The sequence below is a fragment of the Dactylosporangium sp. NPDC049742 genome (assembly GCF_040674675.1).
Lineage (GTDB): Bacteria > Actinomycetota > Actinomycetes > Mycobacteriales > Micromonosporaceae > Dactylosporangium > Dactylosporangium maewongense.
Window position 1 is genome coordinate 137878 of the sequence record NZ_JBFANF010000022.1, and the last position, 15293, is coordinate 153170.

Annotated in this window: 16 protein-coding genes; 9 read left to right on the forward strand and 7 right to left on the reverse strand. The window is 67.2% G+C overall.

The window, feature by feature from the left end:
- Positions 1–26 precede the first annotated feature (26 nt).
- Both AB0J72_RS26175 and AB0J72_RS26180 read left to right on the forward strand, forming a co-directional pair.
- Positions 27–371 (forward strand): hypothetical protein, encoded by a 345-nt coding sequence (locus AB0J72_RS26175; RefSeq protein WP_363402978.1) that lies wholly within the window; start codon positions 27–29, stop codon positions 369–371.
- Between the two features lie 213 nt (positions 372–584).
- Positions 585–1712: a hypothetical protein gene (locus AB0J72_RS26180; protein ID WP_363402980.1), complete on the forward strand. Its 1128-nt coding sequence runs from the start codon at positions 585–587 to the stop codon at positions 1710–1712.
- A 223-nt stretch (positions 1713–1935) separates the two neighbouring features.
- On the opposite strand, the gene AB0J72_RS26185 is transcribed toward AB0J72_RS26180, so the two are convergent.
- Together AB0J72_RS26185 and AB0J72_RS26190 are read right to left on the reverse strand one after the other, a co-directional pair.
- Positions 1936–2355, reverse strand: a complete 420-nt coding sequence (locus AB0J72_RS26185; RefSeq protein WP_363402982.1) for a PPOX class F420-dependent oxidoreductase — start codon at positions 2353–2355, stop codon at positions 1936–1938.
- Between the two features lie 362 nt (positions 2356–2717).
- The gene (locus AB0J72_RS26190; RefSeq protein WP_363402984.1) at positions 2718–3482 is read right to left on the reverse strand and encodes a hypothetical protein; all 765 of its coding nucleotides are present in this window, start codon (positions 3480–3482) and stop codon (positions 2718–2720) included.
- A gap of 580 nt (positions 3483–4062) precedes the next feature.
- Here AB0J72_RS26190 and AB0J72_RS26195 point away from each other — a divergent pair.
- Positions 4063–4569 (forward strand): SMI1/KNR4 family protein, encoded by a 507-nt coding sequence (locus tag AB0J72_RS26195; RefSeq protein WP_363402986.1) that lies wholly within the window; start codon positions 4063–4065, stop codon positions 4567–4569.
- Between the two features lie 226 nt (positions 4570–4795).
- On the opposite strand, the gene AB0J72_RS26200 is transcribed toward AB0J72_RS26195, so the two are convergent.
- Positions 4796–5179: a VOC family protein gene (locus AB0J72_RS26200; protein WP_363402988.1), complete on the reverse strand. Its 384-nt coding sequence runs from the start codon at positions 5177–5179 to the stop codon at positions 4796–4798.
- A gap of 353 nt (positions 5180–5532) precedes the next feature.
- Here AB0J72_RS26200 and AB0J72_RS26205 point away from each other — a divergent pair, with 353 nt between their 5' ends.
- Positions 5533–6582, forward strand: coding sequence for a hypothetical protein (locus tag AB0J72_RS26205; protein ID WP_363402990.1), 1050 nt, complete (start codon positions 5533–5535; stop codon positions 6580–6582).
- Between the two features lie 517 nt (positions 6583–7099).
- Here the strand turns inward: AB0J72_RS26205 and AB0J72_RS26210 are convergent.
- Positions 7100–7402 (reverse strand): MerR family transcriptional regulator, encoded by a 303-nt coding sequence (locus AB0J72_RS26210; protein ID WP_363402992.1) that lies wholly within the window; start codon positions 7400–7402, stop codon positions 7100–7102.
- Between the two features lie 739 nt (positions 7403–8141).
- Between AB0J72_RS26210 and AB0J72_RS26215 the strand changes: the two genes are divergently transcribed.
- Together AB0J72_RS26215 and AB0J72_RS26220 are read left to right on the forward strand one after the other, a co-directional pair.
- Entirely contained in the window at positions 8142–8465 is a 324-nt protein-coding gene (locus AB0J72_RS26215) for an STAS domain-containing protein (protein ID WP_363402994.1), read from the forward strand.
- A 626-nt stretch (positions 8466–9091) separates the two neighbouring features.
- Positions 9092–10240: a hypothetical protein gene (locus AB0J72_RS26220; RefSeq protein WP_363402996.1), complete on the forward strand. Its 1149-nt coding sequence runs from the start codon at positions 9092–9094 to the stop codon at positions 10238–10240.
- 217 nt (positions 10241–10457) lie between these two features.
- On the opposite strand, the gene AB0J72_RS26225 is transcribed toward AB0J72_RS26220, so the two are convergent.
- Complete coding sequence (locus AB0J72_RS26225; RefSeq protein ID WP_363402998.1) at positions 10458–10766, reverse strand: hypothetical protein; 309 nt, start codon at positions 10764–10766, stop codon at positions 10458–10460.
- A gap of 326 nt (positions 10767–11092) precedes the next feature.
- Here AB0J72_RS26225 and AB0J72_RS26230 point away from each other — a divergent pair, with 326 nt between their 5' ends.
- On the forward strand, positions 11093–11713 hold the full coding sequence (locus tag AB0J72_RS26230; protein WP_363402999.1) for a DUF6518 family protein: 621 nt from the start codon (positions 11093–11095) through the stop codon (positions 11711–11713).
- A 370-nt stretch (positions 11714–12083) separates the two neighbouring features.
- Positions 12084–13130, forward strand: coding sequence for a hypothetical protein (locus tag AB0J72_RS26235; RefSeq protein ID WP_363403001.1), 1047 nt, complete (start codon positions 12084–12086; stop codon positions 13128–13130).
- A 220-nt stretch (positions 13131–13350) separates the two neighbouring features.
- On the opposite strand, the gene AB0J72_RS26240 is transcribed toward AB0J72_RS26235, so the two are convergent.
- Positions 13351–13905, reverse strand: a complete 555-nt coding sequence (locus tag AB0J72_RS26240) for a DUF4240 domain-containing protein (protein WP_363403003.1) — start codon at positions 13903–13905, stop codon at positions 13351–13353.
- 207 nt (positions 13906–14112) lie between these two features.
- Entirely contained in the window at positions 14113–14568 is a 456-nt protein-coding gene (locus tag AB0J72_RS26245) for a bacteriocin immunity protein (protein WP_363403005.1), read from the reverse strand.
- A 166-nt stretch (positions 14569–14734) separates the two neighbouring features.
- On the opposite strand from AB0J72_RS26245, the gene AB0J72_RS26250 reads away from it, so the two are divergent.
- Complete coding sequence (locus AB0J72_RS26250) at positions 14735–15196, forward strand: hypothetical protein (RefSeq protein WP_363403007.1); 462 nt, start codon at positions 14735–14737, stop codon at positions 15194–15196.
- Positions 15197–15293 lie beyond the last annotated feature (97 nt).

Genomic DNA, 15293 nt, shown 5'->3' on the forward strand with positions numbered 1-15293 from the left:
CCGGCACTGGTGAGACGATCATTGACATGGGCACGAGACCACTGACTCAGCGAGAGCGGGCGGTGCTTGAGGCGCTGCTGGCGGTTGATGTCCAGAACGTCGAACCCCTGCGGGACCAGGCGGCGGAAGCGGTCGTCGTCGGCACATGCGGCTGCGGATGCCCGTCCATCGATTTCCAGCGTGGTCGCGGCCTCGGGATGGGCATACGAGTCAATGCGGGCGTTCGAGGCTCCCACGACGGCCTGATTCTTTACACGATCCAGGACCCTCAGCGGGGGGAGGTTCTCGGCGGCATCGAGTGGGTCGGCGTCGAAAAGACGGATCCAGATGAACTTTCCTCGCCCGAACTGCTCGACATCCGGGCTGCTTGATTCGCCAGCCCCCTACCGCTCGCTCATCGGCAGGACAGGAAGCGACGGCTTCGCCGCGCCTGCTACCCGCAGTGACAAGAGCTGACCGCCCGCCGCGCACCACCGGCGGCTACGTGTCTGATCTTGAGTGATCCAGGCGGTGAGTTGGCGGGCGCCGCTAACGGCGACGAAAGATGGTTGCCGAAGGGTGAATGGCAATGATCCACTGCGCTGGTGCGCGAAGGCTGGGATGAGCGGCTGGGCTGGGCGTTGGGCCTGATCAGCGACGATCCGTCCTGCCGCGAGAGGGCCCATCTCATGCTGGAGCAGGTCAGGCTGGATCGCTATGAGGCGTGGCGACGTTCCAACGCGGTAAGGAACGAGCCCGGCAACGAGGCGCTTCACGAGCAACACCGGCAGACACGTCTCCGGCTGCTGCCTGACGCGATTTGGGCATCATGGCGACCCGACGAGGATCTGCGCAGCTGGCCAGGTCTGCCCTACATGCTGCTGTACCTGCAGTGGGAAGCCCGATTCCCGAATGAGTGGACCTGGCACGCCAAAGAATGGAGCAGCAAGACAAGCATGCTGCGCCTGTTGACGCGCAGAGCGGGCGAGATACCCGACCGCTACGTGGGGCTGCTGGCCGACCTGGTTGTGCAGGCGGCCTCCCGGCCACAGCGCCTAGGCGACGAGTGGTACGCCAAGCTGGCCCGGGTGCTGCCCCGCGAGCCGCTGTCCGGACAGCTGCAGGGCCTACTCGCGGCTGGGGACGCAGTCGTACGCGAGCGGGCTGGCTACCTGCTGTGGCTTCTTGACGACCCTCGACGGCCCCAGCCCAAGTTCTCGCAGTGGCAACGCTACCTGCGCGAGCAGCACGGCCGTGGAGAGCATACCCGTGTGCGGGGCCGGAGAACTCCGGCGTGGTTCCAGTACCAGCATGTAGTACTCGTTCGCTGCCCACACTGCGTCGCCCAGGCCACGGTGAGCCCAGACGAACATGAGGGGTTGGCGACAGACGCCACGTGGCATGCCGCATGCGCAGCCTGCGGCTATTCCGAGCACCGTAGCGGATGGACGGCCATCCGACGCCCGGCCGGAGGTGAGGCATATGGACCTATCTTCGGCCACCCGCTGTGGCTACAGGCCCGCTGCTGCGGAGATAACTTGCTGAAGGCCGACAATCTCGAGGATCTCGACCGGATGGACCGTTACCTACGGGCACGAGTCCGCCTCGGCACCGACGGCACCGGCTATGGGCCGGTTCCAGGCGAGACCTCCCTGCCCGATTGGATGATGACCCGCGACAACCAGGCCGAGCTGCTGACCGTGATCGCACACCTCCGCTCGACCGTCGCCTAGCAGCCTGGCAGCTCACCGCCGAGGCGTCATCCGGGATGGCGCTGCTTCCGCGCCGCCGATATCGGAGGCGGCCGTACGGTCGTTGATCCCGCACTTGCCCAGGTCGTGGCCGACCTGATGGAACGCGACCGGATCGAGATCCGCGAGCCTTACGACGGGGTGTGGCCGGTGTCGAGGCGAGGAACGCGAGTTCCTCGGACTGAACCGTCCCGTCGGCAGGGCTCTAGATCGCTGCGATGTCGCGGATCCCGACGACCCGGTTCATGCGTAGCCGGCACAACACGTTGCCGGACTGGCTGTTGAGCTGACCGTACGTCTCCGCCTTCCCGGCCGGGACGTAGCGCTCGGCGATCCGGGTGGCCCACGTGGTCAGGTCCGACGGATCCTCGGCGATGGAGACGCCGCCGCGCACCGCAACGAAGGCGTACGGGAACCGCTCGACGTCGACGGTGAGCGCGGCTCTGGGATTGGCGCGCAGGTGACGCCCTTTCACAGAGTCACGGCCGGTACTGAAGACGATGTCAGGGCCGTCGACGATGAACCAGATCGGCGCCACGTGCGGGTCGCCCGTCGGCCCGGCCGTGGCGAGTTTGCCAGTGTGGGTTTCCTCCGCCAGGAAGGCGATCGCTTCGTCCTCGGTCATTGCTGGCACACCTGAAGTGTGTCGCGACTGGCGGCGTCCACAGGATGAGAGTCGGCATGATATGGCAGACGCCGGTCTGCTGTGTCATCCCAACGGGGGACCGTCGTCGTCGATCTGTCACGACGATTGACGGTCCTTGAAGGCCTCTTCGTACGTCTCGAGCCCCTTGTTCTGTCTCATGTCCCCGCCCTGTTCGCAGCGGGCGGCCGGGACGACGAGGTCTGGCGCTGGCTGAGCGCGCCGACTCCCCGTACATCGCAACGTCGTGGACCCCGCCGAGCGGCGACGAACACAGAAGACGAACAGTTGCCCGAGCTCCGCACAATGGCAGCGGCATGACCGAGCACGCAGTGGTGTCGGCTTCACTCATTCGTAGCGAGTGCCTTCTTGGCATGCATGATGAGGTCGGCCTCGGTGATGGTCGGATCGAACTTGGCCGCGTCGTGCAGTTCCAGGAACGCGACCAGTGCGGTGGAGCGCGGTGACGCCTTCGACCGCCGGTTCCACGGCGTCGGGATCTCGTAACTGGCGGCGAACCCTTCCGACCACGCCGTGCGAATGCGGTCGTCGGTCCAGGACGAGCGTTCGAACGCGACGCCGGCGCCGAGGCCCAACTCGCCGACCATCGCGCGGTACCGGTGCTGCAGCAGCATGTTCTTGTTCCGCAGCACTGCCTCGATGCGCTCCACCGTGGTGGTGCGGCCGGCCGCCGCGGACCAGGCGGCGAGATCGGCGGCGAGTCGGTGGTGGTCGGCCGGCGGCTGCTCGGGGCCGGGCGACCGCAGCGTGTTCATGATCTCGTGGTCGTAGCCGCAGTCCTGCCGGGCTCCGCTGACCAGGTGCGCGGTCCACGAAGGAGCGACGGGGACATCGGCTGCCATCTGCGCACAGGCGGTGTCGGAGATCCAGGCAGCCAGGACCGGCGCGCCGGTCGCGGCGGCGATCGGCCCTGGACCAGCCCCGACGGTGGGCCACTGGTGGGGCCAGACGGTCATCTCGGCCATCTGCCAGCCGTCGCCGTACAGCACGAGATTGAAGCAGCCCGTGCCGAACGCGCTACAAACCTCCGGCAGCAACGGCAACGAGGTCGCGGATCTGGCGACGATGATCGAGTGGTGGGTGCTCACGCGCGGAGAATAGCTGTCGCGCCAGCGGTGCGGGCCCGCTGCCGACGGTCAGCGGTCCGGCGTCGCGCAGCCCCCGCATCGAACCCCACCGCAAGATCATGTGCACGCATCTCGGCAGGACAGCGCGTCTTGATCTCGACAAGGCGGTTACCGTCTGTGGCGGGCAACGGCTGGGCGGCACGCGCCGTGACAGCGGCATGAGCGGACACCAAGATCGTAAGCGGATTTTCGCTCTGGCACTTCTCTCGGTGGAGCGTTTTGTGCCGGCAGCAGGTGGTTCGTCGTGGTCACCGGCGGACGGCCGTCGTAGCCTCCTGGTTCGTGAGCGACGACGACGCTGACCGGGTCGCCAGCGGAGATGGCGGTCCTGGCAGCCCGGCTCACAGCCGCCGGTCTGCTCGGGCTCCGCTGCGTCGGCGCCAGCGCCTGATCGGTCCAGGCGGCCGTACCGTTGATGGTGGCGTCATCGTGCATCCGGGCGACGCGTCGTGGTTCAACGAGCCCGATCCGCAGCAGATGTGCGCACGCGGGTCGATGCTCGGCGCGCTGGCTGTCTGCAGGGCGGAGTTAGGGTTCGCACGTGGATTTTGCGGAGTTCGACATGCTGGCCGAGCCGTTGCGGCAGAGGTCGGCCCGGGAGCAGGCCTGGCATGGTTTTGCGCTGGTCGATGGGCTCGTCTCCACACCTGAGGTGATCGCGCTCGTTGAGGGCCGGATGGGCATCGTCCTTCCGGACAGATACAAGGTGTTCATGACGCGATACGGCGGTGGCGTGTTCGGTTTCGTCGAGTTGTTCCCGCTCGTTGAGCCGGGCAAACCAGCCAGGTACGGCGATGTCTGGTCGGAGAACGAGCAATGGTTCCCCGAGGGTGACTTCGTCGCCGTGGCGGCGGTGGGCACCGGCGACTACTGGGGGTTCCCGGTCACCGAAGGGCGCTGTCACGAGCAGGTCTGGTTCCATTTCCACGACCAGGACGATCACGAGCCGGTGGCCGCGGACTTCCTGGAGTTCATCGCCGAAGAAGGGCTGAAGAGTCCTGCCGATCGCGTCATGGAACGCCGCGCTCTCGACGATCGCCGTTCTTGATGATCAGGCGCGCAACGTTCGGCACGACCGGAGAACTCAGCGCGCCGTGCCAATTGCCGTTGGCAACGAACCCGTTCCGGCACGAAGCGCGCAGCGGCAGATGCGGGAGCGGACACCTCGTCCGGCGACGGCCGACCGGGTCGACGTCGTGGATCGGGAAGTGACCACGTGGCCATCGTGGGCCACCCGGCCGTGCACCGCGCCGGCTTCGAGTCGCGCGGCTGGGTCACGGCCAGGTGTGCGCTGTTCTGGCGAACGTCTCGGGATCGCTGTGCACGGGCACCACACAGAGCAGGTGCCCACCTGGCGAGCGCATCACGAAGGCGTCCTTCCAGCGGGTCAGTGACTCCGCACCGAGCGCCGTCAGGCGAGCTACCTCTGCCGCCAGGTTGTCGGTCTCGATGTCGACGTGGTAGCGCGGCGGGTCGTCGCCGACCGCCTGGACGACGGTGAAGAAGTCGGGGACGGCGCCGACGAGAGCGGTGAACTGCTCCTCGCTGGGAGGCGAGTAGGTCGGGGTGCCCAGCGCCGCGGACCAGAAATCCACCTCCGGGCCGACCTGCGCGACCGGCGTGTCGAAGACGACACTCGCCAATCGACTACGATGCATGCCGGCCAGACTACGCGAACTCGGGCATCGACGCGGCTCGTCCGCGGGTGTGAAGCCGTCAGCAGCGCGGCAGTGCAATCTCCACGGCGCACGGCAAGATCGGGTGCACTGTATTCGGCACGAGTGAGCGCCGGGCCGTCAGCACTCGACTTCACCAAGCGTGACGTGGCGGCCGGACGCCGGCGCGTGACTCGCTGCAGAGTAGTAAGGCGCGCCGTCGGAGGATTCCCGTTGGGTCGGAACTCGGCAGCACTCGTTCTGAACTCTGGCTCCTTCTCCTTCAGCACCGAGAGATCTGCTGCTGCTCGATCTGTAGTCCTTGGTTGTTGCTGTGTCGACCAAAGTCGGTAGCCGTGCCGGTAACGGCCGCCGAGCATGAAGACATGACGGATACAGCCGAAGATGCGGTTCCCGATCGGGCTGGCCGGCGTCGCGGTTTGCCGGCGGTGGGCCTCTTCCTGCTGTCACCGCTGTTCGGCGAGTATCTGTTGGGCAATCTGAAGGTCTCGGATCTTGCGCTGCTGCCGTTCCTGGCCCTGATGTACGGTGCGGGTGCGCTGTTGATCAGGGAGACGGCGCGCCGGTCCGGGCGCGGATCGGCCACGATGCTCATCCTCGGCGTCGCCTACGCACTGGTCGAGGAGGGACTAATCGACCAGATGCTGTTCAATCAGCACTACTTCGTCGGCCAGTCGGAGGGCAGCGACACGTACATCGGTGCGTTCGGTGTCGACGCCTCGCTGACAATCATCGTCGTGGCGATGCACGCCATCTGGAGTACCTACATCCCCATCACCATCGTGGAGTCGCTCGTGCCGGACAGGCGGGCCCGGCCGTGGCTGGGCCCGGTCGGCATAGCTGTCACGGCGTCGGTGTTCGCCGGAGGGTCGGCATGGCTGGGCTGGGAGACCTATCGCGAGACCGGGTTCCTTGCCTCAGAGGCACAGGTGACCGGCGCGTCGCTCGTGGTGGCGGGGCTGGTCGTCGCTGCGTTCCTGGTGCCGCAGCGGGTCGGCGGACCGCCGCCGTCAGGCAGGCCCGCGCCAAGGGTGTGGATCGCCGGCCTGTCCGCGTTTGCGATGTCGAGCCTGTTCATGCTCACCGAGACGTTGCCCGGCTGGCTTGAGGTGGCGGCCGCTCTCCTGCTCATGGTCGTCTTCGCCGTCGCGGTGCTCCGTTGGTCAAGCCGTCCCGGGTTCGGCGAGCGCCACCGACTTGGGCTGGTCGCCGGCGGGGTACTGACGTACGCCTGGTTGGGCCTGACTATGGAACCGGAGACCGGTCCGAGGTCGATGAACGACCAGGTGGGCGGTGTACTCATCGCCGGTTTCGCGCTCGCTCTCACCGCGCTCGCTGTTCGGCGGTCGACTGCTGTCGACAATGGTCCGGCCGGCCCCGGGTGAGCCATTCCGAGCCGGATTCCCACGAGCCTGTTGCCGGCCACCGACGAGCGGGGCGATGCCGACGTCTGGCAGATCCCGAGACGGCACCATCAGAAGCGACCGACGCCGACCTCAAAGGACTGGGTGAGAGCTGCGCTCGTCGTCCTCCGCACTCTCATCGGCACGAGCGCGCATAGGCCCGAGGGTCACGCTGGCCCCAGCGGGGTACCGGAGCGTCACGATCGCTGATGAGCCGCAGCGCGCGATCGGCGGCATGTCCGGATGCCATGATCGACAACCTGATCCGGTATTCGACCGATCCGAAACCCAGCCCGACACCATCGCCGAGTACTACTGGAACGTCCGCATCGCACGAGAAGGCGCCGAGCACCCATACGTCGCCATGCAATGATCTCCGCCGCGAGCGCTGCGACCTTGGCCGGGCATCGCACAGCCGGCACACTGAACGGCTGGGCGACCGCGGATGCTGGCACGGCGTCCGTTTGACGCCCGTACCGGCCTGGGCGGGGCCGACCAGTCAGGTGGTGTCGCGGGCCGCGTTGATGCGCAGCGCTTCTTCGAGCTGGTCTTCGAGGATGATGATCCGGCAGGCGGCCTCGACGGCGGTGCCCTCATCGACCATGTCCCGCGCGCGGGCGGCGAGGCGGAGCTGATAGCGGGAGTAGCGGCGGTGTCCGCCGCCGGAGCGGTGCGGGGTGATGAGTTTCAGCTCGTCGAGGCGGCGCAGGAAGCCCTGCGAGGTACCGACGATTTCCGCGGCACGGCCCATGGTGTAGGCCGGGTAGTCCTCGTCACCGAACATGTCATCGGGTTGGGCCATGGAGCCTCCAGGTCGAGGGCCCCGGCGCAGCAGCGCCGGGGCCCAAGGGTTTATGGGTCAAACACCATCTACCGGCACGTTCGCCGGCTTGTCGTGTCCGCACCGGACGCCACAGACAGCGTCGGGTGCGAGGATCGCATAAGCGTGACCGAAGACCACCTCTCGTTCGATGGAGACTGCGGTGTCCACCCCGACGGAACTGCTGCCGGTGCGGGCGATCCAACGGTGTACGGCCCTCCCTTTCCTCTGCTTCTCTGAGTCTTACCGCGTGCCGAACTCCGCCGGTGCTGCGGGTCCACGCAACTTCATGACCCTCACCTGCGGATGAAACCGTTCTACGGGCGATGCCACCAACACCATCTCTGGCTCACCCATCTCGTCCTGCTGTGCCGAGCGAACCTGCGGTGTTGCTGCCGGCTCTGCTCCTGCGCCCAACGGGTGGGGCGGTTCGTCAGCGTCTTTGCGTTCTCTGCTCTCGACCCGAGGAACGTTATCCGATGGCAGTGAGCATGTCTAGCTTCTCAGCCATAGATTTTCTCGGCGGGTCGCCGGCGTCTCGGGGGCGGCGTCACCTGCCCGCCCCTCTGTGAGCAGTCACGCCCGCCGCCCCCGGGGCCACCGCCCCCGGCCCGGGAATCCCCGGCCGTACAGTCGCATCCATCTCCTGTCGCATCGAGTTGCGGGGGACAAATGGGTAGGTATCGTCGAGCCCGAGCACCGAAAGGGATCGAGGTGAACGATGCCGCTCTTGACCGAGATCGGCATACCGTCGGCCGGCAAGGTCACGATCGTCCTCAGTGGCGAGCTGGAACAACAGACCGCTGATCAGTTCCGCACGACGGTCCGTGCAGCACTGCAGCTGGAGCCGACCGTGCTGGCGGTGGATCTCGCACTGATCACGTTCATGGACTCGTCAGGTCTCGGCGCGATCGTGGCCGCCAAACGCTGGTGCGACGACGCCGGCTGCAGCCTGAGCCTCGAAGCGCTGACCCCCGCGATGCACCAACGGTTCCAGGTCAGCGGCCTCGCCGACCTGTTCGGCCTGCCGGAACCACCGGCATGACAACGCCGCGACGGCGCCCCCGTCGGGCGTTGGCACGGCGCCCCACCCGCCTTGGGCCTGCCGACGCGACCGTATACGGGAACATCCCGGGCTGCTTCAGGGTCAGGCGTCGCCACAGGATCGCTTGACAGTGATCGGCTCGACGGGCCCGCCGCCATCGTCCGACACCGGGCCGGGCCGGAAGGTGCGTCACGGATCGCGGGGTGATGGCCGAGCCCGCGGCGGGCCTGCAGATCGGGGCCGGAAGCCATCCGCCACAGGCTGCGACCGGAGCCGATTGCGGCCGACATCGCCGGTGACTGCGACACGGCGCTGGAGCTGCTAATCAGGCGAGGGGTTCGAGGAGCCGCCATGGTCACGTGCGCGCTCATCGGCATTATGCGGGTAATCGAAGATTACCTGCGCCCTGGCGGGCCGCATAATGCGTGATATGTAGCGTGATCGAGGCACTGCGTGCCCACCAAGAGGAGCCTCACGATCACCTACATATCAAACACGAGCGCGCAGCGGCTCCGCCGAGACGGCGTACGCAGCGTGATGATCACTACGGAGCGACGTGCCCGACCGGCGGCAGATGTGCGCGCGTAGTTGGGCCAGGCACTCACGTGGTATGAAAGACTTCTACGGTGCACAACGGCGGTGAGTTTGCACTGAACGAGACGCTGGAGCTCATTCGCCGTACGCGGCCTGTGGCGGACGAGGTGTCCATCCTCGGGTCTCATCGGGTGCACCTCGACGTTGCGCCGTACGGCCCCGTTGACGTGACCAGCGTCTACGAGGTTCGCGCCGGCATCGTCACGGTGCTGCTGGCGAACAAGCATTCGTACCGCGAGGATGTCGCCGTCGCCCTGCTCGACGCTGCGGAGCAGGTCGGTGTCGCTTGGCCGGGCGCCGCGGTCCACGTCCGGCCCATGGAGGTGCCCGGGTGCCCGTTGGATCGGGCGGTTGTGCTGGGTCCTGGTGGCCACCGGTGGTTCGCCGAGACGCCTGAACTCGCGGGGCGCACGATCGGTATCTTCGCGCTGCATCGAAGTGAATTCGTCGAAGGCGAAGACGGTGCTGCCTTCTTTTCGGCGATCAACAACAGGGGCCTGGGAGTTCCCATCGCCGAGTGGCATCGCGCGCCGAAACCACGAGCTGACGTCCGGCTGCTCGACGACTGGCCGGGTGGCGCCATGCGCCGGCTCCGCCGCCCGGCGCCATGGTCGGCCGAGCGTCTCATGACGCATTACGTGCCGGACCTTCCCCGCGGTGTGCGGCTGTCCGTGTGTGATGTCCGGGGCTTCGAACTGCTGCTGGAACGCCGGTGGGACCGCATCGTCGGCACGATCACCGCACCGCACCGGGCCGCCACTGCCGACGTCGACATCGCCCGGATCAAAGCCTGGGACACGTGGCGACCGTTGTTCCTCGGTGAAACAGTCGACCTCACGACGCTGGGCGCGGCCACGGCCGAGACGGCCCCGGAGACCGACATGCTGGAACTGACGTACTCCAGCGCTGACCGCGGATACGCCAGCCTGCCAATGTTGCGTCCGCTCGACGACTGCGTCGCCCGCCTGTCCGCACATCACGCGCACCGCCGGCAACTCCGCGGTCTTCACCGCCCGTACCGGCGTCGCCGCCAGCATCAAGTGCGAAGAAGGTCAACGACTCTGGCTGGAGGTCCTCAACCCTGCAAGCCCTCCGTCGCACGGACGGCACGTCACAGTCGAGGAGGCGGCCCACATGCTAAGGCTTCTGGCGCAGCCGGACGGCACCGAACACCTCCATAACCCACACCCCCGCGACCGGAGTTGACCGCCACGAGCAGCACCCCTCCGGACAGGCGGACTCCGGATGGCAGAGACATCCCCTCATATCGGCCACAAGCGATCAGCGGCTCTGCAGTGACCGCCGCCCAGGCGGCGTACGCAGCGTGACGGTCACCCGCCGACCGATCGGCAGCAGATGAGGATGTCGGCGCCGGCCCTCGGTTGATCACATTGTCGATCAAGCGTTGCAGCCCTCGATGCTCTGCCATCCGTCGGACAGGTTGCCAGATCGGAGGATGGGCGCGGCTGCTCCGCGAAGCGTGACCAGGGCTGTGTGACCGGCGAGGATCTCGTCGACCGCTCTGCCGTACCAGATGATTCCGGTCAGCTCGAGGTCGATCGGATCTGGCGAGTCGCTGACCCGGCGGAACCGCGCGCTGCGGAAAACCGAGCCGCGGAGGTTTCGCACGGTCGCGGTTGCCTCGGTCCGGTCGCAGGCCCGAACTTCACAGATCTGCAGCTCCACTGCGTTCGAGATGCCTTCCACCCGTCGATGATCCCTGACCATGCCTGTTGGACCGCCTTGGGCAAGCGCGATCGGTCGATGCTCGCGTGGCCAAGTGCTGCTCATCGGCACGGCAGGAAAGCGTCGGCAGCGTCGCCGAGGCGCGTCGCTCGCTGCGACGACCACGGCGCCGGCGCCGCGCCGGACCAGCGGCATGTCCGGACGTCGAACCTTTGCCGTCAGCAGGGCCGGCTGAGGCCGCACGCGGTGGAAGCGCGCCGGTGCGTGTGTCGAGCACATCGCGGCATGTGCGAGTGTGTCGTCTTCCACGCGCACTGCCGGGTAACGGTATGCCAGCATCCACTCCCATGGCGTTCAGAAGTAGCTTCCTGTTGGCGGCCCTCGGCGGCGTGGCCTTGGGCTCAGTGTCGCTGCTGCTGAACGGTGTCCTGCCCGGCGACTCCAGCCGCCTGGTCAACTCCGGCGCGATCTGGGTCGTCGGTGCGTTCGCCGCCGGTGCCGTGCTGCGCGACGGCGGTTGGCGGACCTGGCTCGCCGGTACAGCGGTCCTCGTCGGCGCGGTCGCCGGATTCTACGGCTCGCTGGTGGTGTTCGAGCACCGCGCCGTGAGTCCGGCCGTTGTCACCGGACCGGCCGGGTGGGCGCTGGTCGGCTTGGCCGCGGGACCACTGTTCGCCACCGCGGGGGCATGGTGGCGTGACGAACGGCGCGCCCGGCGGGTGGCCGCACTGTGCCTGTTGGGCGGTGTCTTCGTCGCGGAGGGGGCGTACCTGCTGGCCAGCCACCGGCCGCTGGGCGAAGCCTTGCTGGTCTCGGTGGCCGGCGCACTCGTCCCGCCCGTCCTGGGCCGCGGCACCCGCGATCGGCTGTACGGTCTCATAGGTCTGGTACCGGCTGCCGTCGCCGGATTCGGTGGATATCTCGTCCTCGACGCCGTGCTGGACGTCGCATTCACCCGCGCCGGCTGAGTGTTACCCGCCGCGCTGGATGCGGACGAGGAGCGGTCCAGCTGGGATCGTCATCGCCACGTCCCTGAACGGCCAGGACTCAGATCCCTGTGCGGCGAAGCCATGATCTCGTTCACTGTCATCGGCAGGACAGCGCGCCTTGATCTCGACGAGGCGGTTACCGGCTGTGGCGGGCAACGGCTGGGCGGCACGCGCCGTCAGCGGCATAAGCGCGCACCAGTTCAAGCCTTCATGGCGTACGTAGGCGCTCGCTCTCGGCGGCGTGTGCGCGTCGCCGATCAAGTGAATCCGGCCTGCGTAGCATGGTGGTGTGCCAGCAGATGGTGGCCGTTTCCGGTCTCGGGGTGACGTTCAGCGGCCGGTCGGCGGTGTGGAGGTCGACTTCGGCGCCGGGCCGCGGTGGCTGTCGCCGGCTACGCGAGTGATTGACCTGACGCCGGCCGGTGGCCTCGTGCCGTCGGAGGGCCCTGTCGATTGGTCGCAACTGGATCTGCTACCGGATTGCCGGACGGTGAATTGGTCCGGACCGGATCGCGGCATCGTGGATGCCGTCGCCGCTCGCCTCGGCATCCGCTTCCTGTACTGGAGCGACGCAGTCGGCGATCTCGACCTCCGGCGGACGCATCTGGGCACCGTACGGCTGGACGGCACCGGGCTCAGCAGTGTCAGGCTGCCGCGACTGATCGAGACTGTGCTGTTGATCAGACCACCGGCTGGCCTGCGAATCGAGGCACCCGGCGAGGGCCGGCACGTGGATCTGCGGCTGTTCCAGTACGGTCCGGACGTCGTGATACCCACCGGCTTGCGGCGTACGCGGACGGTCTGGCTCTGGGTCGGCGGCACGTTCTCCGCAACGTTGCTGACGGCACTGCACGACCTCGAACAGCTGAGGCTCACCTTCGACGCCTCGCCGGGAACCCTCACCGACCTGCCTGATCTGCGGCAGCACGCACGGTTGCGCACGCTGCAGTTGGATGACGCGTACGGCCTGGACCCGGATGCCCTGCCGGAACTGCCGCAGCTTCGTCAACTCGAGCTCAACGGCGCCCGGCGGACCACCGCCACCACACTGCGCCAACGGTTCAAACATGGTCCGGTCGAACTGTCAATCAGCGGCGCGAAGTCGGAGGCTTGGCTGGCCGCGAACATGGACAACCCGTTCCGGGACTGGGCAGAGGACTCCAAACCGTTCGCTCAAGCCGCCTGCAAGGCATACACCCGAGCCCGGCGAGCGATCGAAGCCATCGGACCGGACACGCCGGACCGCCTTGCCGCCGGCGAGCGAGCGCTGCGCGGCCTCGTGACAGATCTCAACACCATCGACAGCAATGATCGACACCCACAACCGCGAACGGGCCTGGGACGCCTTCCAAGACCTGGCCGACCGCCTTCGAATCCCCCCGGCCCGCGTCACTGAGTGGTTCGACGACGGCCGCCAATTCTGATCTCCGACCTCAACATGCATATCCGTTCATCGGCGGTTCAGGGCACCCTCGCTGCCGCCGGGCCAATCACCTCACGTGACCACCTACGACCGGTCGCCGAGCGATGACAGCGGCCATGAGCGTGCATCCGTGCGCTCGCTGGCAGGACTGCGCGTTCGGCACTGATGCCGGTAGGCCCGGTACGTCTTCGGACTACAGGTAGATCTCGGCCAGGCGGGGGTATCGGGCGTGCACCGCGTCGTCGTCTTCGTGGTCGAAGTCGTCGCCGAGTAACGGTCCGTTGAACGTGTCCGCGGGCAGCTCGGCCCGGGCCGCGTCGACGGCGGCGTAGAAGTCGGCGTCCTCGTCGAACGCCGCGCGCCCGACGCTGAGCATGCTCTCGCACAGCAGGAAGTCGTCGTCCGGGTCGATGCCCAGTTCGGCGAGCGTGTCCGGCTCCCGCAGGGCGCGCTCCCAGATGCTGCGGCCCTGCGTGACGAGCCAGCCGCGGAAGTAGTCGAAGGCATCGTCGGAGCAGCCACCTCTCATGAGGTAGGCGGCGCCCCATAGGTTCCAGTCGTAGGACTCCGCACCGAGCGCGGCGTAGCGCAGGTCGAACGCGACGGCCGCCCCGCGGCCGAGCTCGGCGAGGCGTTGCCCGACATTCTCGGCCGCCTGCTTGGCACCCTCGGCGGTTCGGGTGTCATCGATGCCCTCACGGGCGCGCTCGACGATTGCCCAGAACTCGTCCTGATCCATGATCGCCATGCCGCGATCCTGCCATGCCGCCGTGGCCCACCGGGTGCGGACACGGCAGACGTCTCGTGATCGGATGTGCGCTCATCGGCCATGTCAGGCCACCAGCGGCGGATGCGCTGGTCACCCATGTGACGAACTCAAGCTGGCCTTCACGCGCCAGACGCGGCAGAAGACTGCTCTCGGCCGTGGCGTGGACATTTCGGTGGCACAGGATGGCTACAGCGCGATCGGCCGGTACTTCAGGATCTCGTCGACGATCGCCTCCGGTGCAGCGTCGTCTCCCAGGTGTGGCGGTGGGTGATGGATGACGTCAGACGGCGCTGGATGCACAACGTTGACCTCCAAGAGATAGAGGTAGTACTCGTGTTCACGATCTGACTCCAGCACCCGCCGCACGATCTCGGTCAGCTCTTCGCGAGTGATGTCAATGAGCTTGGGCCATGCCGGCCAAGTCGCCATCCGAGCGAAGTCCTGCGTGGAGATCGACCCGTGGTAGCTGAGGAAGTCGTAGAGCTCGAGCGTGCTGCCCGTGCGCGCATTGAAGGCGGCGATCGCTGCTTCGGTCGGTTCGCCGCACCAGTGCAGGTCCTCGATCTGTTCGATCGCGGCACAGAGCTCGGTCAGCAGCTCTGGCGGGACCTCCGGCTCGCGCAGCTCGGGTCTCAGTTCCACGCGATCATCTTCCACCCCGGTGGGCACTGTATGGCGGGCGGCTATTCACGACCCGCGCTGCGGATCGGAGCACGATCAGCGGCTATGAGCGTGCACCAGATCATGCGAGCGTAGCGACTGTATGATCATGGCGGTATCGGTCCTGTGGCGGGGTTGGAGCGATGGCATGGGCTACTTCGGTGCGTTTCTGTTCGATGGACAGTTTTGGACGGAGGTAGAGGCTGACAACAGCGTCCAGCCGGATGTCGAGTTCTGGCTCCACGTGGACATCCACGACAGCGACATCGCCACGATCACCTATCACCCGACCGGGCCGGGCAGTGGCGTGGCCTTCCTCGGCTTCACGCCCCGCACCTACTTCGAGGATCCGAACGCGTCGCTTCCGACAGATACGCACCGGGAAGCTGCGGGTCTGGCGACCTGGTGGGCTGATCGGCAGGGCGGTGTGGCGGACGTGGACCGTGACGCCATGACGGGCCGCCTGCTGCCGTACCTTGCCGGAGACGACATCGAACCCGACGAGGACGACGACGAGGAAGACCTCGATGATGCGGAGGTGTTCGTCGAGGTCAAGACGGACCGTTTACTCGCCCTGCTCGACCTGCCGCCGATACGCCCGCTTCGCTGAACGGGCCGACGACAGGCTGGAAGCGGCGATCACGGGCCGGCTCGACGCGACCTGCCAGATCCGGATGTGCCGGCGCCGGGCCGGCGAGGCGACTCGT

What these genes read in the sequence shown, in the direction of transcription:
- AB0J72_RS26175 (WP_363402978.1), top strand. Translation starts at nt 27, where the DNA reads ATGGGCACGAGACCACTGACTCAGCGAGAGCGGGCGGTGCTTGAGGCG.
- AB0J72_RS26185 (WP_363402982.1), bottom strand. Translation starts at nt 2,355, where the DNA reads ATGACCGAGGACGAAGCGATCGCCTTCCTGGCGGAGGAAACCCACACT.
- AB0J72_RS26200 (WP_363402988.1), bottom strand. Translation starts at nt 5,179, where the DNA reads ATGCATCGTAGTCGATTGGCGAGTGTCGTCTTCGACACGCCGGTCGCG.
- AB0J72_RS26210 (WP_363402992.1), bottom strand. Translation starts at nt 7,402, where the DNA reads ATGGCCCAACCCGATGACATGTTCGGTGACGAGGACTACCCGGCCTAC.
- AB0J72_RS26215 (WP_363402994.1), top strand. Translation starts at nt 8,142, where the DNA reads ATGCCGCTCTTGACCGAGATCGGCATACCGTCGGCCGGCAAGGTCACG.
- AB0J72_RS26230 (WP_363402999.1), top strand. Translation starts at nt 11,093, where the DNA reads ATGGCGTTCAGAAGTAGCTTCCTGTTGGCGGCCCTCGGCGGCGTGGCC.
- AB0J72_RS26240 (WP_363403003.1), bottom strand. Translation starts at nt 13,905, where the DNA reads ATGGCGATCATGGATCAGGACGAGTTCTGGGCAATCGTCGAGCGCGCC.
- AB0J72_RS26250 (WP_363403007.1), top strand. Translation starts at nt 14,735, where the DNA reads ATGGGCTACTTCGGTGCGTTTCTGTTCGATGGACAGTTTTGGACGGAG.